Source organism: Microlunatus sp. YIM B11417 (genome assembly GCF_059617205.1).
Genome location: NZ_JCAMPJ010000007.1, coordinates 95,214 through 119,137, shown reverse-complemented (window position 1 = coordinate 119,137; position 23,924 = coordinate 95,214). Strand labels below are relative to the sequence as shown.

Genomic DNA, 23,924 nt, shown 5'->3' with positions numbered 1-23,924 from the left:
TGGCCGGGTGTACCTGACCCTGACGACGACCCACCGGCCCGCGACCGACCTCGGCTTCCTGCTGCACAAGCATCCCGAGCGGGTGCAGCAGTTCGAGCAGGCGTTCGGTACGGCCACGGTCTTCTACCCGGAGGCGTCGGAGGAACGGTGCACGGCCGCCCTGCTGCTGGAGATCGACTCGGTGCGGCTGGCCCGTACGGTCGGCCGGGACACGCCGGACTTCAGTCTGGCGCAGTACGTCAACGACCGTTCCTATGCGGCCTCGTCCTTGCTCGGCGCCGCGCTGGCGGACGTGTTCAGCACGGCCCGCGGCGGGCGGTGCCGGTCCCGGCAGGACCTGGCCGATTCGGCGATCCCGTTGGTGATCACGATCCCGGCGCTGCCCTGCCGGGGCGGCCCGGGGATCGCGGTCCGGATCTTCGAACCGCTCGGCTGGCGGGTGACCGCGGAGGCGATCCCGCTGGACGAGGAGTACGAGGACTGGGGCGACTCGCGCTACGTCCGGCTCACCCTGACCGGGACGCTGCGGCTGGCCGAAGCGCTGAACCAGCTGTACGTCCTGCTGCCCGTCCTCGACGAGGCCAAGCACTACTGGCAGGGACCGGACGAGGTCGACAAGCTGCTCCGGTCCGGCGCCGGCTGGCTGGCCGGTCACCCGGACCGGACCATGATCACCAGGCGCTATCTGGGCCGGCGCGGTGCGCTGACCCGGGCCGCCCTGGCCCGGCTGGCCGAGCTGGACGGCGACCGTGAGCAGACCCTCGAACCGGACGTGGAGGAGGAGACCGCCGAACCGGCGGAGCGGCGGCAGCCGCTGAACCAGCAGCGGCACGACGCGATGCTCGCGGTGCTGCGCGACCTCGGCGCGACGTCGGTGATCGACTGCGGCTGCGGCACCGGCCAGTTCCTGACGAAGTTGATCAAGGAACGGTCGCTGACCCGGATCGCCGGCATGGACGTGTCCGCGCGGGCACTGGAGCTGGCCGGGCGGCGGCTCCGGCTGGACCGGCTGTCCGATCGGGAGGCCGGTCGGATCGAGCTGTTCCAGGGCGCGCTGACCTACACCGACGAGCGATTGGCCGGTTACGACGCGGCCGTGCTGATGGAGGTGATCGAGCATCTCGACCCGCCGCGCCTCGGCGCCCTGGAGCGGGTCGTCTTCGGCGACGCCAGGCCGGCCGCGGTCCTGGTCAGCACACCGAACTCCGAGTACAACCCCCACTACGAAGGACTTTCCGGCCTGCGCCATCCTGATCACCGGTTCGAATGGACCCGGGCCGAATTCGCTGCCTGGGCGCAGCGGGTTGCCGCTGATCACGGCTACGGGGTCGCGCTGTCCGGTATCGGCGAGCCGGACGCCGCGCTCGGCGCCCCGACCCAGCTGGCGGTGTTCCGCCGTGGCTGATCCCATGATCGACAACCGGACCGTGATCAACGTCCCGGCGATGGGACTGGTGGTTCTGGTCGGCATCTCCGGCAGCGGCAAGTCGACCTTCGCCCGGACCCACTTCAAGCCGACCGAGGTGATCTCGAGCGACTTCTGCCGCGGCCTGGTCTCCGACGACGAGACCGACCAGTCTGCGACGGCGGACGCGTTCGACGTGCTGAACTACATCGTCGGCACCCGGCTGCGGCGCGGCCTGCTCACGGTCGTCGATGCGACCAGCGTCCAGCCCGCCGCCCGGGCGTCCTTGATCAAACTGGCCAAGGAGCACGACGTGCTGGCGGACGCGATCGTGCTCGACGTCGGCGAGGCGGTGGCGAGCGCGCGGAACCGGGAGCGGCCGGACCGGGACTTCGGTGACCGGGTGATCAACCGGCAGCAGCGCGACCTCGACCGGTCGCTGCGCCGGCTCCGCAAGGAAGGCTTCCGGCGGGTGCACGTGCTGCACGGGACTGCCGAGGTGGATGCGGCGACGGTGGTCCGGGAGCGCCCGTGGAACGACCGCCGTGAGCTGGCCGGCCCGTTCGACGTCGTCGGCGACGTGCACGGGTGTGTCGCCGAGCTCCGTACCCTGTTGGCGGAGTTGGGCTGGCAGCTGGTCCTCGATGATCAGGGCCGGGCCGTCGACGCGTACCATCCGGACGGGCGGATGGCCTTGTTCGTCGGCGATCTGGTCGATCGCGGCCCGGACACGCCGGGCGTCCTGCGGCTGGTGATGGGGATGGTCGCGGCCGGCCACGCGCTCTGCGTCTGCGGCAACCACGAGGCGAAGTTGATCAGGGCGCTGCGCGGCGCGAAGGTGCAGCTGCGGCACGGGTTGGCCGAGTCGCTGGAGCAGCTGGAAGCGGAGCCCGAGGCGTTCCGGGCCGAGGTGCTCGCCTTCCTGGACGGGCTGATCGCCCACTACGTGCTGGACGACGGCCGGCTGGTCGTGGCGCACGCCGGGCTCAAGGAGGCCTACCACGGACGGTCGTCCGGCCGGGTCCGTTCCTTCGCCCTGTACGGCGACACGACGGGCGAGACCGACGAGTACGGGCTGCCGGTCCGCTACCCGTGGGCCCGCGACTACCGAGGCTCGGCCATGGTCGTGTACGGCCACACGCCGACCCCGGAGCCGGAATGGATCAACAACACGATCTGCCTGGACACCGGCGTCGTGTTCGGCGGCAGCCTGACCGCGCTGCGCTATCCGGAGCGGGAGCTGGTCGCCGTACCGGCCGAGCAGGAGTGGTACGAGCCTGCCCGGCCGTTGATCAAGGTCGTCGAGCGGGAACCGGCAGCACTCCGGCTGGACGACGTCCAGGGCACCCGGTGGCTGGAGAGCGAGCACGCGGGCAAGATCAAGATCGACGAGGAGCACGCCGCCGCGGCGCTGGAGGTGATGAGCCGGTTCGCGGTGGACCCCCGTTGGCTGATCTACCTGCCGCCGACCATGGCCCCTGCGGCGACCTCGAAGCTGGACGGGTTCCTCGAGCATCCCGAGACCGCGTTCGAGGAGTTCGCCGCGGCCGGGGTACCGGAGGTCGTCTGCGAGGAGAAGCACATGGGCTCGCGGGCGATCGCGGTGATCGCGCGCGATGCGGCCGCGGCGGAACGCCGGTTCGGGGTGACCGACGGCAGCACCGGGGTCGTCTACACCCGGACCGGGCGGCCGTTCTTCGCCGAGGTCGGCGAGCTCGTGGACCGGATCAGGACCGCCGTGCGGCCGCTGTTCGACGAGCTCGGGACCGACTGGCTGGCCCTGGACGGGGAACTGCTGCCCTGGTCGGCGAAGGCCCTGCCGCTCATCCACGATCAGTACGCGGCGGTCGGCGCGGCCGCCGGAGCCTCGCTGCCCGCGGTGGCTGCCGGGCTCGACGCGGCCGCGCGGCGAGGGTTGGATGTCGCTGCGCTGGTCGACCGGACGGGCCGACGCCGGGCCAACGCCGAGGCCTACCGGAGGGCGTACCGGAGCTATGTCCGGCCGACCTCGGGGCTCACCGGCGTCACCTACGCACCGTTCCAGATCCTTGCCGCAGAAGGGAAGGCGCTGGCCGTCACGGAGTCGCATCGGTGGCACCTCGAGCAGCTGGGCCGGGTCTCGGGCGAGTTGATCACGCCGACCCGGCACCGGTTCGTCGACCTCGGCTCGGCCGAGCAACGGGCCGCGGCGACCCGGTGGTGGCTCGACCTGACCGAGGCGGGCGGCGAGGGCATGGTGATCAAGCCCGTGGCGGCCAGGCGCGGTGTGCAGCCGGGCTTGAAGGTCCGCGGCCGGGAATACCTCCGGATCATCTACGGCCCGGACTACTCCGACGCCTTGGACCTGCTGCGCAACCGGGGCCTGGGCCGCAAGCGCAGCCTCGCGTCCCGGGAGCACGGACTCGGTCTGGACGCGTTGATCACGTTCGTGGCCGAGGAGCCGCTCTGGCGGGTGCACCAGCTCGTCTTCGCGGTGCTCGCGCTGGAGTCCGAGCCGGTCGATCCGCGGCTGTGATCAACTATCCTGAGCCGATGCTTCGGGTCCTCACCTTCAACATCCGGGCCGGCCACGACCTGGCCAACCGGCTCGACCTCGGCCGGACCGCGGACGTGATCGCCGCGGTCCGGCCCGACATCGTCGGCCTGCAGGAGGTGGACCGCCACTTCGACGCCCGCAGTGATCATCGCGACCAGACCGCCGACCTGGCCGAGCGGCTCGGCTGGACCGGCGTGTTCGCCCCGGCGCTCGACCTGGACCCGGCGCCGGGTCGTGATCAACGTCGGCAGTACGGCGATGCGATCCTCACCCCGCACCCCCTGATCGATTTCAGACCGTACCGGCTGGAGAACCTGCCGTCCGACGACGCGGATCTGGAGCAGCGTTCCGTGGCCAGGGCGACCGTCGACGTGGCCGGGCGGCCGGTCGACGTGATCGTGACCCACCTTGATCACGTGTCTGCCGAACAGCGAGCGCACCAGGCCCGGCAGGTCCGCGACCTGGTGACCGGCGACGGACCGGTGATCTTGATGGGCGACTTCAACGCCGGCCCGGACGAGGCGTCGGTCACGACCATTGCGGAGGGTTTGGACGACGCGGCCGCAGAGGTGAACGGCTATCTCACCTACCCCAGCGACGTTCCGGAGCTGCGGCTCGACCACATCTTCGTCCGCGGCCTGCGGCCCGTCGGCGCCGCCGTGCTCGACGTACGTGCCTCCGACCATCGGCCCCTGCTGGTGGAACTCGCCTGGTAGACCGCCGAGTGCCACTGCCTCCTGCTTCAGGACGGCGAATGTTGCAGGATGGGCGGGTGACGATTGAGGAGCCCCGCTCGACCGCGCAGCGCCGCGAGGACACGCTGCACCGGCTGGAACACGATGTCGATCTCTGGGTGGCCACGGCGGAGGCCGCGACCGGGGCGCCGGCGCTGGTGCCGTTGTCGTTCCTGTGGGACGGCGAGGCGATCATGATCGCCACGGTCGCGAGCAGTCCGACCGCGCGGAATCTGACGGCCGGCGGCGCCGCGCGGCTGGCGCTGGGGGAGACCCGTGACGTGATCATGATCGATGTCACGGTCGTCGAGACGGTGCCGGCCGCCGAGATACCGGCCAAGGTCGGGGATGCGTTCGCGGAGAAGGCCGGTTTCGATCCTCGTCAGGACACGGACCCCTTCCTGTACTTCCGTCTCCGGCCGCACCGGATCCAGGCCTGGCGGGAGGCGAACGAGCTGGCCGGGCGGACCTTGATGATCAAGGGCCGCTGGCGCTGAGGAGGGCCCGTGTTCGACGGCTTCGACACCTTCACGATCCAGACCAGCAGGACCACGATCTTCGGCCGGCGCGGTGGCTCCGGCCCGCCGCTGCTGTTGCTGCACGGCATCCCGCAGACGCACCTGATGTGGCGCCGGGTGGTACCGGAGCTGACCGATCGCTTCACCATCGTCGTCACCGACCTGCGCGGGTACGGGGCGAGCGGCCACCCTGCTGGCGACGACGATCATGCCGCCTATGCGATGCGTGAGCTCGCGCAGGACCAGCTCGAGGTGATGGAGCAGCTCGGCTACCCGACGTTCGGCGTCGCCGGCCATGATCGCGGCGCTCGCTGCGCGTATCGGCTGGCCCTCGATCATCCCGACGCGGTCACCGCGCTGGCCGTACTCGACATCGTGCCGACCGCCGATGCGTACGCGCGGGCCGACCGGGACTTCGCCGTCGGCTACTGGGTCTGGTCATTCCTCGCCGCCCCGGCGCCGTTACCCGAGACCTTGATCACCGGCGCCCCGGACTTCTTCGTCGATCACCTGCTGGACAGCTGGGCCGACGACCCGGCCGCGATCGGCGAGGACGTCCGGCCGTTCTACCGGGACCAGTTCCGCGACCCGGCTCGGGTCCACGCCATTTGTGAGCAGTACCGGGCCGCCACGACCCACGACATCGCGCACGACGAGGCCGACCGCCACCGCGGCCTCTCCTGCCCGCTGCTCGCCCTCTGGAGCGAGACCGGCGCGGTCGCCCAGTGGTACGACCCACTGCAGCTCTGGCGTGCCTGGGCCCCTCATGCCTCCGGCGGGCCGGTGCCCGGCGGCCACTTCCTGCCGGAGGAGGCACCGCAGCAGACGGCCACCCTGCTGCGCAACTTCTTCAGCTCGCCGCGCTAGGTCGCCCGAACCGGGCCACCAGGTGCCAGAGCTTCTTGATCACCTGCGGATCGTCGCGACCGGAGCGGGCGGCGACGCCGATGGCCCGAGCGGTGAGTTGATCATGGTCGGCGATGGCCGGGCCGATGATCAAGGGTTCGGGGCCGCGGAAGTCCGGGTGGCGGAGCAGTTCGGCCACCGAGAGGACGCGGCCGGCGGTCCATTCGATCACCGGATGGGCCAGCCGCGCTGCGTCCTCCACCTCGGTGCCGCGGAAGGACGGGTCCAGCACGATCGCCTCGACGTCGCGGTCGAGCAGCACCGGACCGTGGACGTGGGCCTCGATGTAGCTGTCCAGCAGGCCGCCTTCGCTGCTCTCAGTACGGTCCGTGTGCGGGCGGGCGTGGAAGGCGTCGGCGGCGGCGGCAAGATCACAGCGTGCCGCGGTGCCGTAGGCGGTCGGTTCGAAGACCGAGTCGGGGAAGCAGAACGTGGACCGGTCGAGTACCCCCTCGGTGAGCCGCAGGTGGCAGGACCCGAACCGGATCGCGCCGCCGGCGTCGGCCCGGCGATGGTTCAGCGCGCCGTACCGCGGTCGTGACTCCGGCGGTGCGTCGTCGTACGCACCGCCGAAGCTGCGCTGCTCCCAGCGCCAGCGATCGCCGCCGGGGAAGGCGGTCAGGCCGCCGTTGCTGATCTTGGTCTCGAACTGCGAGCGATAGACCCGGTCCTCGGCCAGTCCTTCGATCACCGTACGGTTGCCGACGAGCCGGTCGGGATGGAAGTTCAGCGTGACCCGCAGGGACCGATCCAACGGAGCTCCGCGGCTGGCGCGGGCGACGTGATCAAGGGCCGCCCGCGCCCAACGGCTCGGCTCCGCGGAGTCAGTAGGCACGAGCGGCGATCGCCACCAGATCCGGTTCGGCGGCCGGATCGTCGGTGTCGGGTACGCGACCGTCGGGATGCACCAAGCAGCGCACGGTGACGCCCTGGGCAGCCAGTTCGTCCTCGCCGGTCTCGCCGAGCAGCCGCCACGGGATCCGCGCCCACCCCGACCGGGCCGCCTCGATCGCGTCGCCGACCGTGGCCACCTCGACGGTCCGGTCGTTCCGGAAACGCTCGGCCTCGGCCAGCAGCTGGTCATGATCATCCGCGAGCGCCCGTACGGTGGCGGACACCACGTCGGGCACCGGACATGGCGTCTTGGTGCCGAGCACCCGACGGACCAGGGTCGCCATGCCGTCGACGAGATCGCGCGGCCCGATCTCGATCCGGACCGGGATGCCCTTCAGCTCGTGATCGACGGCCCGGCGCCCGTACGGGAGGTCGGTCCGGTCGTCCAGCTCCACCCGCACTCCGGCGGCGGTCAGCCCGTCCCGCAGCTCAGCGGCGACCGCGGCCGGAGACCCGTCGCCGTCCTTGATCACCGTGATCATGGCCTGGGTCGGCGCGACCCGGGGCGGCACCCGGAGCCCGTCGTCGTCGCCGTGGCACATGATCAGGCCGCCGAGCATCCGGGTCGACGAACCCCAGGAGGTGGTCCAGGCGAGCCGGCTGCGCTGCTCGGCGTCGGTGAAGGTGATGTCGAAGGCACGGGCGAAGTTCTGCCCGAATTCGTGACTCGTCCCGAGCTGCAGCGCCTTGCCGTCGCCCATCATCCCCTCGACGGTCATCGTGTTGACCGCGCCGGCGAACCGTTCCCGGCGGGTCTTCCGCCCCGGGACGACCGGAATCGCGAGCTCGGTGCGCAGGAAGTCCGCGTACGCCTCGTGCAGGATCCGCCGGGCGTAGTCGCGCGCCTCGGCCTCGCTGCCGTGGGCCGTATGCCCTTCCTGCCAAAGGAACTCGGTGGTCCGCAGGAACACCCGCGAGCGCAGCTCCCAGCGCACCACGTTGGCCCACTGGTTCAGCAGCAGCGGAAGATCACGATGCGAGTTGATCCACTTCGCCATGAATTCGCCGATCATGGTCTCGCTGGTCGGCCGGACGATGATCGGCTCCTCGAGCTGTTTGCCGCCGGCATGGGTGACCACGGCCAACTCGGGCGAGAAGCCCTCGACGTGATCGGCCTCCCGGCTCAGGTACGACTCCGGGATGAACAGCGGGAAGTACGCATTGCGGGCGCCGGCCGCCTTGATCCGGGCGTCCATCGCCGCCTGCATCCGTTCCCAGATCGCGTAACCCCACGGTCGGATGACCATCGTGCCCCGGACCGGCCCGTTGTCGGCGAGCTCGGCCTTGGCGATGACATCCTGATACCACTGCGGGAAGTCCTGCGCCCGCGGGGTCAACACGGTTCTGGCCATCGCTCGAGCCTAATCAGGGTTCGCGGCGACGTCCTCCGAATTACGATCGGCCGATGGAGTTGATCTACCTGTACGGGCCGCCGGCGGCCGGCAAGCTCACGGTGGCGACCGAGCTGGCCCGGCGGACCGGGTTCCGGGTCTTCCACAATCATCTGAGCATCGACTGCGTCCGGCCGGTCTTTGACTTCGGGACTGAGCCGTTCTGGCGTCAGGTGCGCTCGATCAGGGAGAACATCCTGGCCGAGGCCGCCCGGACCGGTACGAACGTGATCTTCACGACGGTCTACGCGGGCCCGGCCTCGGAGCCGCAGACCAGCGAGCGGTTCGAGGTGGTGCGGCGCAACGGCGGCCGGGTCCGTCCGGTCCGGCTGATCTGTGATCGGCTGACCGCCGAGTCCCGGGTGACCGATGAGCGCCGGCACGAGCTGGGCAAGCTGGCCACCGTCGACGGATTGCGGCGAGCCTGGGAACAAGACGATCTCGCAGCCGTCATCCCGGACGTGGAGAGCCTCACCTTGGATTCCGCGGTGCTGGACCCCGCGGCGGCCGCGAGCAAGATCATCGAGGCGTTCGGCCTGCCGGTCGCCGCTGTCACTCCTTGATCAGGATCCTGCGGCCAGATGCTCGCGGAACGCCTCGAGCGTCGCGCGAGCACCGGCCGACGGAGCGGGACGGGTCCGCCAGACGACGCCGAGCCGCGAGGTCGCATGCTTGGAGTTGATCTTGAGCCGGACCAGGTCGGTCGGCAGGTCGGCCCGGGAGCTCGTCAGCACGGCCACGCCCAGTCCGCGGGCCGCCAGCGCCCGAGCCGTCGTGGGCAGGGTGACCTCCCAATGGACCGGAGCGGGCAGACCCTCGGCCCGCATCATGGCGTCGTACGAACTGCGCATGCCGGTGCCCGGCGCCAGGCCGACGATCGGCTGATCGAGCAGGTCGGCCGGCGTGATCCTGGTGCGGCCGGCCCACGGGTGGTCGGTGCCGACGGCCGCGATCACCCGCTCCTCGAGCGCCACCCAGGATCCGAGACCCTCCCCGGGCCGGTCCACCCAGGTCGCGACCGCCAGGTCGAGCCGGCCCGCCGCGACGTCCTCCTGGAGGTCGACCGACTTGGCCTCGCGCAGGGTCAGTTCGAGCCCGGGATGGGTCCGGTGCACCTGCTGCAGCGCGTCGAGGAACGCCGGCCAGCCGAGCCCGGCGACGGCGCCGATGCTCACCGCGCCGCGGACCAGCCCGTTGAGCTCGTCGGCCACCGACCGGACCCGGTCGAGCTCGGTCAGCGCCCGCCGGAGTTGATCAAGAACCGGCTCGCCGGCCGGGGTCACCCGGACGCCGCGGGCCGACCGGTCGAACAGCGTCAGCCCGAGCTCGCGCTCCAACAGGGCGACCTGGGCACTGACGCCGGACTGGCTGACGTGCAGCAGTTGCGCCGCGGCTGTGAACGAGTGTTCGTCGGCGACAGCGAGCGCGTACCGGAGCTGGTGTACTTCCATCAGCTCTGATGATAGTAGCCAGCAGAAGTATCTGTTGGACCGATGGCAAGGAGCGGCCGAGGATGGAGCCATGAGAAGGCTCACGGACCGCCGGCTGATCGGCGCCCTCCAGTTCGGCACCGCCACCGTCGAGGGCGTTGTGCTGTCGACGATCGTGCTGCAGGTCGCGCTCGAGCTCGACCTGCCCGCCCCGGCGATCGGGATGATTCTGGCGCTCGGCGCCGCCACCTCGCTGGTCCTCGCGGTGCCGCTCGGTGGCCTGGCCGACCGGCTCGGGCTGAGCCGCGCCGCCGCCCTGTTCGCCGCGGTGATGGCGGTCGCGGTCGCCGGCTATGCGATCACCGACTCGGCAGCCGGGTTCGCCGTCGCGGCCATCGCCTTCGGGATCGCCCAGTCCACCTCGGCGGCGGCCCGTCAGGCGCTCGCCGTCGACGGGGCCGCGCCGGCCGATCGGCTCACGGTCCGCGCCACCATGAACCTGCTGCTCAACGCCGGCATCGGGCTGGGTACGGTGCTCGGCGCAGCGCTGGCAGCCTCCGGTCTCGGCCCGACCACTCGGCTCGCGTACGGCGTCGGGGCGGTGATCATGGTGCTGACCGCGGCCGCGGCCCTCACGCTGCGGCGTCCGGCCCGGGCGGTCCGTCGGAGCGGCTGGGCCGGGACCTTGATCGCACTGCGGGACCGCCGGTTCGCCGCCGCCACCGGCTTCGCGGCGGTGATCCAGCTGACCATGCCGGTGCTGTCGGTGATCCTGCCGATCTGGGTGCTGGAGCAGACCGCAGCTCCGCTCTGGCTGTCCGGCGTGGCGCTCGGCCTGAACACGATCCTGGTGATCATCGGGCAGCGGCCGTACGCAGCGCGGGTGCGGACCACCCGGGCCACGGTGCGGACTGCCCTGATCGCGGCCGGCGGGCTCGGTGTCGCCGGGGCTCTGCTCGCCGCCTCGGGCGCCGTGCGATCGCCGAACGCGGTGGTGGTCCTGATCCTGGCCGGCATCGTCGCCCTGACGGTGGGAGAGGTGTGCGGCGGCATCGCGACCTGGCGGGTCGCCCTCGATCACGTACCGGATGGGGCCGAGGGTCGCTTCCAGGCGGCGTTCTCGATGTCGACCAGCGCCGCCCGGATCGTCGGTCCCGCGGTCGCCCTGCCGCTGGTGATCATGCTCGGCCCGGCCGGCTGGTTGATCCTGACCGCGGTGATGGCCGCCGCCTGCCTCGGCATCGCCGCCCTGGCCCAGGCGCCGGCGCCGCAGGACGCCGCCGCGCCGGCGATCTGACACCGGCTGCCGAACTCACCGGGAGTTGATCACCGAGGTGGCCACTCCTCGCGGAGCAAGGCGTAGCGGAAGCCGTCGTGCCAGGTGCCGTCCCGGTGCAACGCGGTGGCGCGACTGTGCTCCTCGCGCCGCATGCCGAGGCGTTCCATCAGCCGCCAGGACGCGGTGTTGTCGGCGAAGCATCCCGCGTGGACCCGGCGCAGCCGCAGCGAGGTGAAACAGAGCCCGATGGTGGCGCGTACGGCCTCGGTGGCGAAGCCCCTGCCGCCGTGGCCGGGATCGAACATCCACCCGAGTTCGGCCTCGAGCCCCTTGGCCTGCACTGCGACGTCGGTCTGGGCGAAGCCGTCCCGCGGCATGATCATGATGTGGCCGATGATCATGGGGCCGAGCCGCACCACGACGTGGGTGGTGGCGCTCGCCTCGTTGTCCATCGCCCGGCTCAGCTCATCGCGCGTCGTCGGCGCCCAGCCGAGCCAGTGTTGGACCTCGGGCAGCCGCTCGAAGGACCAAAGACCGTCCACGTCGCCGGGTTCGTACGGCCGGAGAGAGAGCCGCTCGGTCCGGACCGGCCAGGCGATCGACGTCACCTCGGCAGGGTAACCGGATGCCGTCAGGAAATCCGGTGGAGTCGGCCGATGGCGTCTGTGACCATCGTGGAGTGATGAACGTGCGGCTGAACGACGCGGCGGTCGCGACCTTCGAGAGGGCCGGCCTGCCGCCGGTCTCGCCTGCGCCGGAACTTGTCCCGGAGCTGCGCGAGATCGTCGCCGCCGGCTTGGTCTGGCACGGCGAGGCTCTGCTGTTTCCGCACAGCTGGGTGGTCAAGGAGAAGTACGCACTCACGCTGGACTTCAGCGGGCGGGCTGGAAGCCATCCGGACCTGACCGGCTGGGAAGCCGACCTGAACAGCTTCCACCTCGACGATGTGGTGCCCGTCCGCGTCGACACGACACCCGACGGCGGCCCCTTGATCAGCGAGCCCGATCAGGTGCTGATGCTGCGGCAGGGCCTGAGGTTCGCCTATGAGGTCGTCCGACTGGCCCGAGAGCTGCCCAACCCGACCTCCGTCCGATGCTTCGTCGGCGCCGCGAGCGACAGCGGCAACTTCCGGTTCCATCGGGTGCGGTGGGGCGAGAGTTGGGCCATTGCCGATCTCGACACGTACACCTTCGGAACACCGAACTTGATCGAGGTCGACAGCGGTCCGCACGACCTCATCTGTGATCACCTCAGCGGTGATCAGGGTTCGTCGACGGGGACCGAGGAGCCCGGCGGCGGATCGCGGGACCGCCCGCCCTCCTACCGGAATTGTCGCCAACGGCGGGCCCGTCGAAGTTGATCATGCCGTCGCGGCGGTCCGCGGCGGGAAGTCCGCGGTGAGCAACTCCGCGACTCCGACACCACAGTCGCCCTCGGCGATCCGACCGCCGGCAGCCCGGACCCAGGACTTCACGTCCTCGTTGGCGTTGGCGACGGTCGCCGACGCGAAGCCGTGCCGGCCGTCCAGCATCGGCTGGTCGTTGTAGCCGTCGCCGAAGGTCAGCACCTCGTGGTGGGCGAACCCGAGGTGTTCGGCCAGCGCGGTCAGGGAGGTGCCCTTGTCGCGGGCCGCGTCGAAGACATGCACGATCGTGCCGTTGGAATTGCAGGCCAGGGCGCTGCCCGCCAGCTGGGGCTGCAGCCACGCGGCCAGGTCCTCGGCTTGCTCGGCCCTCTCGAGGGAGATCGCCCAGATGCCGCGGCGGTGCGCGGTCTCCGCATCGGAGACCCTGCCGACCCAGCCCCGCTGCCGGGTCTGCTCCTCGAGCTCCCGGCACCAGCCCTCGGCGATCGGCTCCAGCTCGGCCCAGTTGGACCGGACCTCGGCATTCCACGGATCGAGCGGTCGCAGCTCCGGATCTGTACCGGCGCCGTCGAGGAGGTGCACCCACCGTTCGTCACCGATCAAGGCCGTGAAGTGCTGCAGCAGGTCGTACTCGCTCAGCAGGTCCACCTGGAAGCCGACCGAGCGCCCTGAGTTGATCACGCAATGCACGCCCTCCCCGGCGATGCGGGCGATCACCTCGGCGAACTCCGCTGCGATGCCGTTGCGATCGAAGATCGTCCCGTCCAGGTCGAAAGCGACGAGTCTGATGGTCACGCGGAGTCCCTTCCACTGCAGAGTCGAACCAAGATCACGCCTCGCCGGCCGCCGCCGCGATCCGCTGCAAGGCTTGCGTCGCGGCTTCGTCGGCGGGCAGATAGAGCAGCAGGTGCTGGGGTTCGTCGACGAACAGGTCGAGCGTCTCGTACGTGAGCCGGACCAGCCCGGCATCCGGATGGTTCAGCCGCACGTAGCCGTGGCGTTCCGGCATCGACAGCGGAGCCGCGATCCGGTCGGCGAACTCGGCTCCGGCGGTCCGCGACATCTCCGCGATCAACGGCTCGGTCTCGTCGCAGGTGTCGAGCCGGAGCTGGGTCGCCACGCGGTCGGCGACCGAGTCCCAGTCCGGGAAGGCGGCCCTGGCGCGGGGATCGGTGAAGACGTACCGGCTCAGGTTGCTGGGCGACGCGTCGAGCATCCCGATGGGCCCGAAGAGGAGGTGGCCGACCGGAGTCGCCGCGATCACGTCGCCGATCCTGTTGATCACCAGCGCCGGAGCCGAGTCCAGCCGGTCGAGAATGAACTCGAGCCGCGGTGGCCTCGTTCCGTCGGCGCCGTCAGCACTGGTCGACACGGCAACTCCTTGTCCTCGCCGAGCTCGAGTATTCGTGAGTTCGAGGACCGAGTGTACGAGACATAGGACGTCTCGTGTTGTTTAGGCGACGCTGCCTAGAGACGCGATCCGGCCGGCGCCCCCGCAGACTGCGTCCGGCATCGGGCTGTGCCGTGCGGCGGCGTCCCAGGTCAGACGCCGTTCGCGGCGGCGGGGCCCAGTGACCGACCCGCCGGTCGATCGGGCAGGGGCGGTTTCACCTAGCTGCGGTGTGGGCGGTCGAGCTCCGCCGCGAAGAAGCTCGCTGCCGCTTTCAAGATCTCGTTCGCCCGGCGAAGCTCGACGACCTCCTTCTTCAACGCCTTGACCTCGGCCGCTTTCTCCGACGTCACCCCTGGCCGCTGACCATGATCAACTTCGGCCCCGGCGGACTCACTTTCGCAGCGCCTCCGCCGACCCGATCCCGAGCTTCGTCGCAACCGCTGTCATGCACTCGAACTCCGACCCGTAGCTGCCCTTGGTCTCGGCAACCAGCCGGGCAGCCCGCTCCCGCAACTCGCGGGGTAAGACGATGGACGTGACATAAGACTTCATCCTTCCAACGAATGAAGTCTCCGGACATCCCGGGGCGGCTCACCGGCCTCGTTGCGAACCTCCTCGGCGCGGCCTACAACCTCGTCCAGCGTCGCCCGGTGATGCACTGGGTTCAGAGGGTCTCCGCCGGCTACTGTTCGCCGGTGAAGGTGACGGTCGCGATCAGGCCGCCGGCGGGGCGCGGCTTGAGGTCGAGTTCGGCGTCGTGGGCGCGGGTGATGGAGACGACGAGGGCGAGGCCGAGGCCGGCGCCGACGTGGTGATCGGACGAGGCGCGGGTACGTCCGGCACCGCGGCGGAACGGGGCGGTGAGTTCGGCGACCTCCTGCGTCGAGAGCTGCGGGCCGGTGTTCTCGACGCTGATTCGCGGGTGTGCGGGTTCGCTGCCGACGCTGATCCAGACGTGACCGTTGTCCGGGTCGTTGTAGACGATGGCGTTGCGCACAAGGTTGCTGACGAGTTGTTCGAGGAGAATGGTGGAGCCGTTGACGTGTCTGACTTCGGTGTCGATGTCGATGGAGACGCCGAATTGATCGGCGAGTTTCGTGTTCGACTCGGTGACGTTTTCGGTGATGAGGGAGAGGTCGACCCGTTCGAATTCGAACTGGGCTGCGTCGATGCGACTGAGGAGGAGTAGAGCTTCGGTGAGTTCGATGGCTCTGTTGTTGGCGGCCTCGATCTCCGCGAGTACCGCCTGAGTATCGGCGCGGGGATCCGCGCGCGCAATCTCCACCAGTGCGCGTGAGGCTGCGAGCGGCGTTCGGAGTTCGTGCGAGGCGTTGGCGGCGAAGCGCTGGTGTTCGCCGATACTGTGCTCGACGTGGGCGAGCATTTTGTCGAAGGCGTCGGCGACCTCGCGGAATTCATCGTCGCGGCCGGCCAGACGGATACGGTGGCTGAGTGAGCCCTCAGTGGTCAGGCGGGCCGCTGTTCTGATCGCTTCAAGTGGGCGCAACATCCGACCCGCCAGGAACCAGCCGCCGAGTACGCCCAAGATGATGAGGCACAGGGGGAGCCATGCCATCACTCGCGCGTAGGCCCAGTAGGTTTCAAAATACTGGTTTGCAAAATAGAGGAACCATCCCTCTGGCGGGGGATTCCCTCCGACTTGAAGGTTTGTATAGCTCAGTAGGGAGAACAGAATGCCGGAAGCCTCCATCGCGGCGACAACGACGAGGACGAGAACGGCGTAGCTGAGCGCGAGCCTGAATCGAGCGCTCCGAGTGGGGCGTCGAGCCACCGTGTACCTCCGTAGTCGAGCCGAACTCGATCCAGTATCCCAGCAGGGCTGCACTATCACCGAGCCCCGGGCCGCCGGATATGACGCTCTCCCACGCTCATCCGTCGATGTTTCCTCTCTGTGTCCACCAGCCAGGATCGCCGCCCCGAGCCCTGCGATCGCAGTTGCGGCTGATTCCGAGTGGTAGCACCGCACTACCCGTATCGGGAAGTTCGCCGCTCTGGCTTGGGCCGTCCTCCTTCTCGGGGATGGCGGCTGCCTCCGAGGGGGTCTGTGCAGGGGGAGCTGGAGTACGGGAGGTGTGGGTGGAGGTGCCGCTCGGTTCGGTCAGCGCGGTCTGGGTAGGCATTCGTTCGGCGGAGGTGGGTTCACCGGACCTGGGCTGAGCGGGGGTGGTTGAGGCCTAGGTGGCGTCGCGGTTCAGGTGACGCAGGTAGCCGAACGTGAGGGGAACGAGTATCCAAAGTCCGGCAGACGTGAGTGCCTGGGCTGCCGAACCATCGCGAGTGAAGAAGTCGAGAACGGCTGACGGCCGGAAATAGCCTGGCACTGGTCCGGGCAGGAGGGCGAGTGGGACTTCGACGACGAGTGCCTGGACGAATACGGCGACGATCGCCAGGGGAACGCTGAGCAGAACGCTGGCCAGTGCGGCGCCGGTCATGGCACCGATCAGCGATGACGCGATCAGTGCGCCGATGGCCGCGGAAAGGTCAGCGAGCTGCCAGGGCGTTCCGGTTATGGCTGAGATCGCAAGCGTGACCGACAGGGAGATCGCGATCACCACGATGGCCGCCGACAACGCGATGACGATCACCGCAATCAATTTCGCGAAGTACGTGGAGAGCCGTCGCGGGTCCAGGAGAAATACGCTGATGATCTCGCGATGCTGCCAGTCGCTCGCGAAGATCAGCACGCCCGCAAGGGATGCCGCGACGCTGACGATCAGTGTCAGAGAGCCGACGGTCGTGGCAGCATCGATCGCGGCTGCTGGTCCGCTCAGTCCGATCAGCACAGACGCGGCGATCAGGCCCGCGCTCACGATGAGGGAAATCAGAAGCAGGATTCTCGTTGACCGGGTGACGAGGAATTTCCACACCTCCAGGGCGGCAAGGTGCAGGATCCGAGGAATGGGTGCCGCACCGTACGTCTTCATCTTGGGCCGCCTGCGGTGGGGATCGGCAGCTCGCCGTTGGTCGACGAGAGGTAGAACCCCTCCAACGCGCGACTTCCACCGGGAATCAATGCGGTGATGAGAATACGGTTCTCGATGGCCATGGTCCCCACGGTGGCGCTGCTGGCGTTCACCCTGAATCTGCACTGATCCAACTCCTCGAACTCGACTCCGCGGCCCCGGAGCGCGACCGTGAAGCTTCCGGCATCTCGGACGGTGACCTCACAGTGTTCGGCGACGGTGAGGTCGGCTGCGGTGGATTCAGCCACGACACGCCCTTCGCTGATCACGACGTACCGGTCGGCGTAGGCCTGGAGTTCCTGCAAGAGATGGCTCGAGATCAGGACAGTCCCGCCGCGGGTGTGGGAGAAGGCGATGATCATCTCTCGCAGCCACCGCGCGCTTTCAACGTCGAGCCCGTTCATGGGCTCGTCGAGGATGAGGAAGCGCGGGTTCCCTATGATCGCAATCGCCATTCCGAGACGCTGCTGCATTCCGAGGGATAACCTGCCGAACGGACGCTTCGCGATACCGGCGAGGCCCATGGATTCGAGGACGCGATGTGCGTCCGCCTCGGCGACTCCGATCATCGCGGCGGCGATTCCGATGGTCTGCTGTACGGTCCGTCCACGATGGTGGGCCGACGGGTCGAGCAGAACTCCCACTTCTTTCCCGGGATCGCGTAAGTCTCGATATCGGGTCCCGTCGAAGGTTGCGTCACCGTGATCGGATCGCGACAGACCGGTGATCAGGCGCATGATCGTGGACTTGCCAGAGCCGTTCGGACCCAGAAGACCCGTGATCGTTCCTGGTGGGCATCCGAAACTCACCGACGTGAGTACCTGTCTCCGTCCGTAGCTTTTTGCCAGGTCGTTGACCTGGATACCGACGCTCTGGCGCCGGCGTGCAGTGTACATGTTCTTCGCCGCCCCTAGATTCGATCAGATGGATGCAACCCATGGGTCTCGGTATCGGCGACGATACTTGGAGAGGTTTTCGATTGCGTAAAAGCGATTTCGAATACCTAGGTAATGGACCGCCCGTGCGGATTCTTTACTAGGACGTGCTGTGCCTCGGGTTAGCGTGTCGAACGTGCGAGTCCTGGTGCTGGAAGACGAGCCGGTCATGGCGAAGGTGATTCGCGACGGCCTACGGCTCGAAGCGATCGCGGCGGACGTGGCTGCGGATGGCGATGCCGCGTTCGAGCTGCTCGAACTCAATGTCTACGACGCCGCGGTGCTCGACCGTGACGTACCTGGTCCTTCGGGTGACGAGGTCGCGGCGGCGATCCTGGCTTCCGGCAAGGGTGTTCGATCCTGATGCTCACTGCCGCGGACCGGCTCGACGACAAGGAGAGCGGGTTCGAACTCGGCGCGGATGATTACCTGACCAAGCCATTTCAGCTGCGCGAACTGGTGCTGCGGCTGCGCGCCCTGTCCCGGCGCACGACGACCGCGGCTCCGCCGATCCGGGAGGTCGCAGGGCTCCGGCTCGATCCGTTTCGTCGAGAGGTGTCGAGGGACGGTCGTCGCGTGACGCTCAGCCGTAAGCAGTTCGCAGTGCTGGAGGTGCTGATGGCCGCCGGCGGCGGCGTTGTCAGTGCCGAGGAGTTGTTGGCGCGCGCCTGGGACGAGCACGCGAATCCGTTCACCAACAGCGTCCGCGTCACCGTGTCGACGCTACGGAAACGGTTGGGCGAGCCATCGCTGATCACGACCGTCCCCGGGGCCGGGTATCGGATCGAGCCGCCGGACGATCATTCCGATGCTTAGTCGCATCACCGGTTCGGCACGGTTCGGTCTTGCGCTGAGCTATGCCGCGCTCACCGTGACCACCGGCGGCGCCCTGATGGTCGTGGTGTTCCTCTTCCTCCTGCGGTACGTGCCCCGGCGCGGCTACTACGTGAACGGTGGTGGTCATTGGGCGCCCGGCCGGACCGATCTGCTGGAGGCCTTCCTGCCCAAAGCGATCGGAACGCTTGGCGTGCTGATCTTCCTCGGTGTGGTCGTCGGCTGGGTGCTCGCCGGTCGAATGTTGCTTCCACTGCGCGAGATCGAGTCCGCCGCACGACTCGCCGCCGAGGGCTCGTTGAGTCACCGCATCGCCTTGACCGGGCCGTACAACGAGTTCCGGCGCGTGGCCGACACCTTCGACATGATGCTGGCCCGGATCGAGCGCACTGTCGGCGAACAGCAAAGGTTTGCGGCCAATGCTTCACATGAGTTGCGGACCCCGCTGGCCATCACCCAGAACGTGATCGAGCTGGCTCGCGTGAACCCTGACCGCGACATCCACATGGTGCTTGCCGAACTGGGGGCGATGAACGCCAGAGCGATCAGCCTGACCGAGGGACTCTTGCTCCTGGCCAAGATCGAACGCCAGCCCATCGAGTTCCAACCTGTCGATCTGGCACTGGTGGTCGAAGAGGCCGCAGAGACGCTTACTCTGATGAACTCGTCCGGCGACGTCTCCGTTCAGCTCACGACCGAGCCGGCCTGGATGACGGGCGCCCCGGTGCTGCTGGAGCAGCTGGTCGCCAACCTGCTCAGAAACGCGGTCGTGCACAACGATGGCGCCGATCCCGTTGTCACTGTCCGGACCGGTGTGGCCACGAATGGGTGCGCGCGAATCACGGTTGAGAACACTGGCGCCCAACTCAGCGAGGAGCAGGTGGCCACGTTCGTCGAGCCGTTTCAGCGCGGCTCGGGGCGCACGCGCACTACCGGGACCCACCAGGTTGGCGCCGGGCTCGGGTTGGCCATCGTCGTCTCCATTGCCCGGGCACACGAGGCTGAACTGACCCTGCGGCCACGGCCCAGCGGCGGACTGGTTGCGACGGTGTGCTTCCCTCCGGCAGTCAGGGGCTCAACGTGGCAAGGCAGGTTGATGACTGGCACCTGACCAGCCCTGATCCGCGTCGTCGCCTCCCAGCGGGTTGAGAGCCGACGTACTATCCTCGCGCTATGCGGGTCCTGGTACTGGAGGACGAACCGTCCCTCGCGAACGCGATCCGGACTGGTTTGCGTTTGGAAGCGATGGCGGTGGACCTCGCCGACACCGGGGATGTGGCACTCGAGTTGCTCGGCTTGAGCAGGTACGACGTGGCGGTTCTCGACCGTGACGTACCGGGCCCCCGGGGAGAGGATGTCGCTCGGGCCATCATCGAATCCGGCACGGGCACGCCGATCCTCATGCTGACCGCCGCTGACCGGCTCGACGACAAGTCGACCGGGTTCGAGGCGGGTGCCGACGACTACCTGACCAAGCCCTTCCATATGAAGGAACTCGTGCTCCGAATTCGGGCCTTGGGTCGACGGTCCGCCCAAGCCGTACCACCGGTGCTGGAGCTGTCCGGCCTCCGGCTCGACCCATTCCGGCGCGAGGTCTATCGCGACGGTCAATACATTGCCCTCACGCGTAAACAGTTCACCGTGCTCCATGTTCTGATGCTGGCCGGCGGGGGAGTGGTCAGCGCCGAAGAACTCCTCGAGCGCGCGTGGGACGGCGATGCAGACCCGTTCACCAATGCCATCCGCGTCACGGTTTCTACCTTGCGGAAGCGTCTTGGGAACCCTTGGATCGTGACAACGGTGCCGGGCGCCGGCTATCGGATCGGTACGGACTCCGGGCCAGCCGGGAACACCTGAGCGTAGACCCGGCACTGAACCCTGCGGGAAAAGCTGCGGTCGCTCGAGGCGAATTCCGCGAGACTGCTGACGTTCTCGGGTCGTGGTGTCGCGACGGGCGATCCCTTCTGCCTGGCTACCTAGGTACGAACGCCCAGAAGGCTAGGTACGAGCGCTTGCCGGGCGGTAAGTCAAGTGCGAGCATCGGATGCAGCGGAGCCAACCTCACGATGATCTTGTGTTCGCAATGTGAATTCTCGACGGTCTCCGCGTGACTGAATTCAAGCCGTACCTTCACGCCGCACAGTTTTATCGCTCCGTCCCCGTACGAGTCGGTATGCCTCGGGAACGCTGCTGCCGATTCGTCACCTGTCTGTAATTGAATAGCGATCTGGAGTCCCGGCCCTGAGACGGATCAGCGGCCCCAGGATTTCCAGAGCAGAACGTGCTCGAGCTACTCGCCGAGCCGGCGGCAACGATGCCGCAGTTGCCCGAGTCCGTCCGTTGGCGAGGAACTCCCTACCTTTCTCGGCCAAGGCGGACCGGGCCTCCTCCAGGGCCAGCCCTCAGCCCCCATCCCTACTCTGAGGGCTGGCCCCTGGCGACAACCAGCCCATCGCGGTCGGTTGGTGACGGATAAACGGCGCATAAAAACTTTTGCTGACGGCCGTTTTACGCAGTCGAAGCTTTACTTGTTGGAGCTAGTGGTCGCCGTAGGGACCTATGCGGGTGGGGACCAGGTGAATAGCAGGCGGTGGCTGCTGGGGTGATGTGAACGCTTCGGGATGCGAATTGCACAGGGCAGGGGAGTTTGTGTTACACGCGACAACGCGTGCTGCGGTACAGCCGGGTCGTGCGCGGTCGGCTGTGCTTGAGCCAGCACGCACGACAACCATGGGGAACAGGCCGACTCGTCCGGGAGGTGGAGCAGCTCCTAGAGCTTGGCTCGGACCGTGCGGTGCCGAAACCACGGAAAGGGCGCGGGAGGCCCTGGAGGTCAGAGGAGTCGTCGCTCTGGTCGGGAAGCCCGGCAGCGGCAAGCGCGCATCACTGGAGCGGATCGTTCCAGCCGGCGAAGTCGTGTTCGACGCGGAACTCTCAGCGTCGGAACGTCGGGAGATCATCTCCCAAGGGGAGATCGCAGAGCACCTCCTCAGCCTTGCCGGCCGACCCCTGGTCGTCGCGGCAAGCCCATCCGCTGCGTTCGACCGGGGCACGATCAGGCGCCTTCTCTGGATGGCACGCGCTGGACGGATCAGGCTGGCCATCCTGGCTCAGGACGACCAGGAACTGCCCGACGAGATCGCGGCCGCTGAGCGGTTCGACATCTCGCCCTTCGATCGAGCCCGCGCCGCAACCGTGTTCGACCACCGATTCGGAGTGCCGCCGTTCGGGCCGACGCTGGACCACCTCCTGGCCCGCACCAACTGCACGTACAGGGTGTTCTGCGACCTCGTGGACGCCATGGCCAGGCGGGGCGCCTTCCTGGAACTGAACGGCTTCCTGGTGGCTCGGCGGATCGATCTCGCCGACGGCGCGCTTGATCTCAGCTCCCGGTATGACTGGTGGCGGCCCGGACCGGAAGCGCCCGCCGGCGCAGCCGACCTGGTGGATCTCGTCGCGCTCACGGGCGGGGCTGATTCCATCGACATCATGGAGATCTTCGGGGTTCGCGCCGTGAAGTATCTGTTGCGCCGCGGCACCCTCAGAATGTCGAGGAGTGAACGCAGGGTGCTGCCGAGTTCAGCCTTGCACGGGCAGACTCTCGCCGCGTCCTTGTCGCTGTCGCGCAAGTTCGAACTCTATTGCTCGTACGGGCAGAAGCTCGTCAGGTCGTGCAGCGATCCCACGACTGCCTTCTCGATGTGGCAGTGGATGACACAGCTCGGTCGTCAACCGGCCTCCGGAATTGCCGCCATCGCTGCGAATCGGGCCAGCGCGACGGGTGCTGATTTCCGGGATTCGTCGGACAAGAATGCAACGTGGAAGATCGCCAAGGCCTTCCGTGCTGCTGAGGAGGATGGCCTCGAGTCGGCCCTCAAGTATGCGCGCGAGGCGAGCGTCGAACCCGCGAATGGGCCGGCGAGATATCTGAGAAGCATTCTCAGTTCCGGAGACTATCTCGGAGCAGAGAGGTACGCCGACGACGGCACTGAACTGCCGCCGGATTTCGTGGGCCATCAATCACTCGTCGACGCACTTGACCTGTTCCGGAACGGGTCGGTCACGGAGGCCGCGACGATCGTGAGGACGCTCAACCTCAAGCGGATGTCGCTCCGGCCGTTGCTCCTCACGGCCTTCATGCGCCTCCAGTTCGCGCACCTCAGCATGGATCAACGGCTGGCCGACCAGGCGGTTCAACTCATTGGGTCCGCAGTCGGCTGGGATCGAGCCACGAATTCTGTGGCTCATTTCGCGGCGGCGCTCAACGATATCGAACAGGGCAAGGTGAACTCGGCGGCTGTTGGTGCGAGCATCTTTCTCGATTCGATCAGGTCTGACACGCGGCACCTGCTCCGAGCACCGGCCGAAGCGATCCAGTCTGTCGGCCTGGGCCAACCGCTGCGTTCTCCTGGCCTTGGAAGCAGCCCAGCCATTCACTCGGCTGTCGACCTGTGTGTCGGGCTGCACAGGTTGGCGGGGCTCAGGGCGTTGCGCAGCGAGTTCGACGAACCCCCAGTGAGGCGAGGGATAGCGGACCAACTGGGCGCGACGAGCCCCGAGCGGGATCCCTTCCTGTACATCAACGTGGCCATCACCGGCGCGGCGCTGGGGGTCGAAGTCCAGCTGGACGTGGCTGAGCGAGCGCTCAACGCGATTGACTCGGTGGGGTTCGTGACGCTGTGGAGGCGCGTCCTCACTGCCTACGGTCTGGGCCAGATCGGTCCCATCGTTGAGGCAGCCGACGAGCTGAACACGCGGGGCTGTTGTCTGGAGAGTCTGCGCATGGCCAGGATCGCCCGCCATCTGCTGCGCCAGCGCGGGGCCCTGTCTGCCTCGGATCGAGAGCGCAGATCGGTGACTGCCCTCGCAACCCCAGCCTGGCTGGCGCCGGCGCCGCCGGCGGGCCCTGAGAGTCCGCGACAACTCACGGCGCGTGAAACCGAGATCGTGGAAATGATCCAAGAAGGGCTCGCGGACGCGAAGATCGCTGCGCTCTTGGGCCTGTCGGTCCGAACCGTCCATGCCCATGTGCGGAACATCCTTTCGAAGCTCGGAGCATCGAACAGGCGTGAAGCGGTCCGAATCTGGGTCAGGCGCCGGCGCTAGCCGAAGATCGTATCGAGGTCATTGCAGGGGTGCGTAGGCAATTCCAGAAGTGCGTAGGTAATGGGAAACGTTGCACGCTGGGCCGTTGGGTGATGGCGATTTAGGATGCGAAAGAATTCTCGTTATTCGGACCCCGGCGTCCCCGGCGATCGCCACGCTGACCTTGGCCGCGCGAGGAATCAGATCAACGCGAGGAATCAGATCAAGGAGCCT

At 68.2% G+C, this 23,924-nt stretch carries 20 protein-coding genes and 2 pseudogenes; 12 read left to right on the top strand and 10 right to left on the bottom strand.

The window, feature by feature from the left end; translation table 11 throughout:
• Positions 1 to 7 precede the first annotated feature (7 nt).
• From AC6CCG_RS26870 to AC6CCG_RS26850, 5 genes are read left to right on the top strand one after another with little or no spacing between them, the layout of a single operon-like run.
• Positions 8 to 1,405 (top strand): 3' terminal RNA ribose 2'-O-methyltransferase Hen1, encoded by a 1,398-nt coding sequence (locus AC6CCG_RS26870; RefSeq protein ID WP_496657835.1) that lies wholly within the window; start codon positions 8 to 10, stop codon positions 1,403 to 1,405.
• Positions 1,398 to 3,920 (top strand): polynucleotide kinase-phosphatase, encoded by a 2,523-nt coding sequence (locus AC6CCG_RS26865; RefSeq protein ID WP_496657834.1) that lies wholly within the window; start codon positions 1,398 to 1,400, stop codon positions 3,918 to 3,920. The genes AC6CCG_RS26870 and AC6CCG_RS26865 overlap by 8 nt, the downstream gene beginning before the upstream one ends.
• A gap of 17 nt (positions 3,921 to 3,937) precedes the next feature.
• Entirely contained in the window at positions 3,938 to 4,657 is a 720-nt protein-coding gene (locus tag AC6CCG_RS26860) for an endonuclease/exonuclease/phosphatase family protein (protein ID WP_496657833.1), read from the top strand.
• Positions 4,658 to 4,713: 56 nt separating this feature from the next.
• On the top strand, positions 4,714 to 5,172 hold the full coding sequence (locus AC6CCG_RS26855; protein WP_496657832.1) for a pyridoxamine 5'-phosphate oxidase family protein: 459 nt from the start codon (positions 4,714 to 4,716) through the stop codon (positions 5,170 to 5,172).
• Between the two features lie 9 nt (positions 5,173 to 5,181).
• Complete coding sequence (locus AC6CCG_RS26850) at positions 5,182 to 6,060, top strand: alpha/beta fold hydrolase (protein ID WP_496657831.1); 879 nt, start codon at positions 5,182 to 5,184, stop codon at positions 6,058 to 6,060.
• Here AC6CCG_RS26850 and AC6CCG_RS26845 read toward each other — a convergent pair.
• The gene (locus tag AC6CCG_RS26845; protein WP_496657830.1) at positions 6,044 to 6,853 is read right to left on the bottom strand and encodes a DUF3626 domain-containing protein; all 810 of its coding nucleotides are present in this window, start codon (positions 6,851 to 6,853) and stop codon (positions 6,044 to 6,046) included. The genes AC6CCG_RS26850 and AC6CCG_RS26845 overlap by 17 nt on opposite strands.
• Before the next feature lie 70 nt (positions 6,854 to 6,923).
• A complete protein-coding gene (gene proS, locus AC6CCG_RS26840) occupies positions 6,924 to 8,345 on the bottom strand; it encodes a proline--tRNA ligase (protein ID WP_496657829.1) in 1,422 nt (473 codons plus the stop codon).
• 53 nt (positions 8,346 to 8,398) lie between these two features.
• Here proS and AC6CCG_RS26835 point away from each other — a divergent pair, with 53 nt between their 5' ends.
• Positions 8,399 to 8,947, top strand: a complete 549-nt coding sequence (locus AC6CCG_RS26835) for a P-loop nucleotide/nucleoside kinase family protein (protein WP_496657828.1) — start codon at positions 8,399 to 8,401, stop codon at positions 8,945 to 8,947.
• On the opposite strand, the gene AC6CCG_RS26830 is transcribed toward AC6CCG_RS26835, so the two are convergent.
• The gene (locus AC6CCG_RS26830) at positions 8,948 to 9,835 is read right to left on the bottom strand and encodes a LysR family transcriptional regulator (protein ID WP_496657827.1); all 888 of its coding nucleotides are present in this window, start codon (positions 9,833 to 9,835) and stop codon (positions 8,948 to 8,950) included.
• 70 nt (positions 9,836 to 9,905) lie between these two features.
• Here AC6CCG_RS26830 and AC6CCG_RS26825 point away from each other — a divergent pair, with 70 nt between their 5' ends.
• A complete protein-coding gene (locus AC6CCG_RS26825) occupies positions 9,906 to 11,111 on the top strand; it encodes an MFS transporter (protein ID WP_496657826.1) in 1,206 nt (401 codons plus the stop codon).
• 29 nt (positions 11,112 to 11,140) lie between these two features.
• Here the strand turns inward: AC6CCG_RS26825 and AC6CCG_RS26820 are convergent, their stop codons facing one another.
• Positions 11,141 to 11,701: a GNAT family N-acetyltransferase gene (locus tag AC6CCG_RS26820; protein WP_496657825.1), complete on the bottom strand. Its 561-nt coding sequence runs from the start codon at positions 11,699 to 11,701 to the stop codon at positions 11,141 to 11,143.
• Between the two features lie 74 nt (positions 11,702 to 11,775).
• Here AC6CCG_RS26820 and AC6CCG_RS26815 point away from each other — a divergent pair, with 74 nt between their 5' ends.
• Entirely contained in the window at positions 11,776 to 12,453 is a 678-nt protein-coding gene (locus AC6CCG_RS26815) for a PM0498 family protein (protein WP_496657824.1), read from the top strand.
• On the opposite strand, the gene AC6CCG_RS26810 is transcribed toward AC6CCG_RS26815, so the two are convergent.
• From AC6CCG_RS26810 to AC6CCG_RS26785, 6 genes and pseudogenes are all read right to left on the bottom strand, one after another.
• Positions 12,454 to 13,254 carry an HAD family hydrolase gene (locus AC6CCG_RS26810; protein ID WP_496657823.1) on the bottom strand — a complete coding sequence of 267 codons (801 nt, stop codon included), beginning with the start codon at positions 13,252 to 13,254 and terminating at the stop codon, positions 12,454 to 12,456.
• 34 nt (positions 13,255 to 13,288) lie between these two features.
• Positions 13,289 to 13,831 carry an MmyB family transcriptional regulator gene (locus AC6CCG_RS26805; RefSeq protein ID WP_496657822.1) on the bottom strand — a complete coding sequence of 181 codons (543 nt, stop codon included), beginning with the start codon at positions 13,829 to 13,831 and terminating at the stop codon, positions 13,289 to 13,291.
• Between the two features lie 255 nt (positions 13,832 to 14,086).
• Positions 14,087 to 14,394 (bottom strand): annotated as a pseudogene (locus AC6CCG_RS26800) (IS3-like element ISMyma3 family transposase); the annotation flags it as partial.
• Positions 14,395 to 14,534: 140 nt separating this feature from the next.
• The gene (locus AC6CCG_RS26795; protein WP_496657821.1) at positions 14,535 to 15,644 is read right to left on the bottom strand and encodes a sensor histidine kinase; all 1,110 of its coding nucleotides are present in this window, start codon (positions 15,642 to 15,644) and stop codon (positions 14,535 to 14,537) included.
• A gap of 403 nt (positions 15,645 to 16,047) precedes the next feature.
• On the bottom strand, positions 16,048 to 16,797 hold the full coding sequence (locus AC6CCG_RS26790) for a hypothetical protein (RefSeq protein WP_496657820.1): 750 nt from the start codon (positions 16,795 to 16,797) through the stop codon (positions 16,048 to 16,050).
• On the bottom strand, positions 16,794 to 17,732 hold the full coding sequence (locus AC6CCG_RS26785) for an ABC transporter ATP-binding protein (RefSeq protein WP_496657819.1): 939 nt from the start codon (positions 17,730 to 17,732) through the stop codon (positions 16,794 to 16,796). The genes AC6CCG_RS26790 and AC6CCG_RS26785 overlap by 4 nt, the downstream gene beginning before the upstream one ends.
• 175 nt (positions 17,733 to 17,907) lie before the next feature.
• Here AC6CCG_RS26785 and AC6CCG_RS26780 point away from each other — a divergent pair.
• The 4 genes and pseudogenes from AC6CCG_RS26780 to AC6CCG_RS26765 all read left to right on the top strand — a co-directional run bounded on the left by AC6CCG_RS26780 (position 17,908) and on the right by AC6CCG_RS26765 (position 23,711).
• A pseudogene (locus AC6CCG_RS26780) lies at positions 17,908 to 18,587 on the top strand (response regulator transcription factor).
• Positions 18,580 to 19,716 (top strand): sensor histidine kinase, encoded by a 1,137-nt coding sequence (locus AC6CCG_RS26775; protein WP_496657818.1) that lies wholly within the window; start codon positions 18,580 to 18,582, stop codon positions 19,714 to 19,716. Before AC6CCG_RS26780 ends, AC6CCG_RS26775 begins: the two are co-directional and overlap by 8 nt.
• Before the next feature lie 62 nt (positions 19,717 to 19,778).
• Positions 19,779 to 20,462 carry a response regulator transcription factor gene (locus tag AC6CCG_RS26770; RefSeq protein WP_496657817.1) on the top strand — a complete coding sequence of 228 codons (684 nt, stop codon included), beginning with the start codon at positions 19,779 to 19,781 and terminating at the stop codon, positions 20,460 to 20,462.
• A gap of 1,059 nt (positions 20,463 to 21,521) precedes the next feature.
• Positions 21,522 to 23,711: a helix-turn-helix transcriptional regulator gene (locus AC6CCG_RS26765; protein ID WP_496657816.1), complete on the top strand. Its 2,190-nt coding sequence runs from the start codon at positions 21,522 to 21,524 to the stop codon at positions 23,709 to 23,711.
• The last annotated feature ends 213 nt before the right edge of the window (positions 23,712 to 23,924 follow it).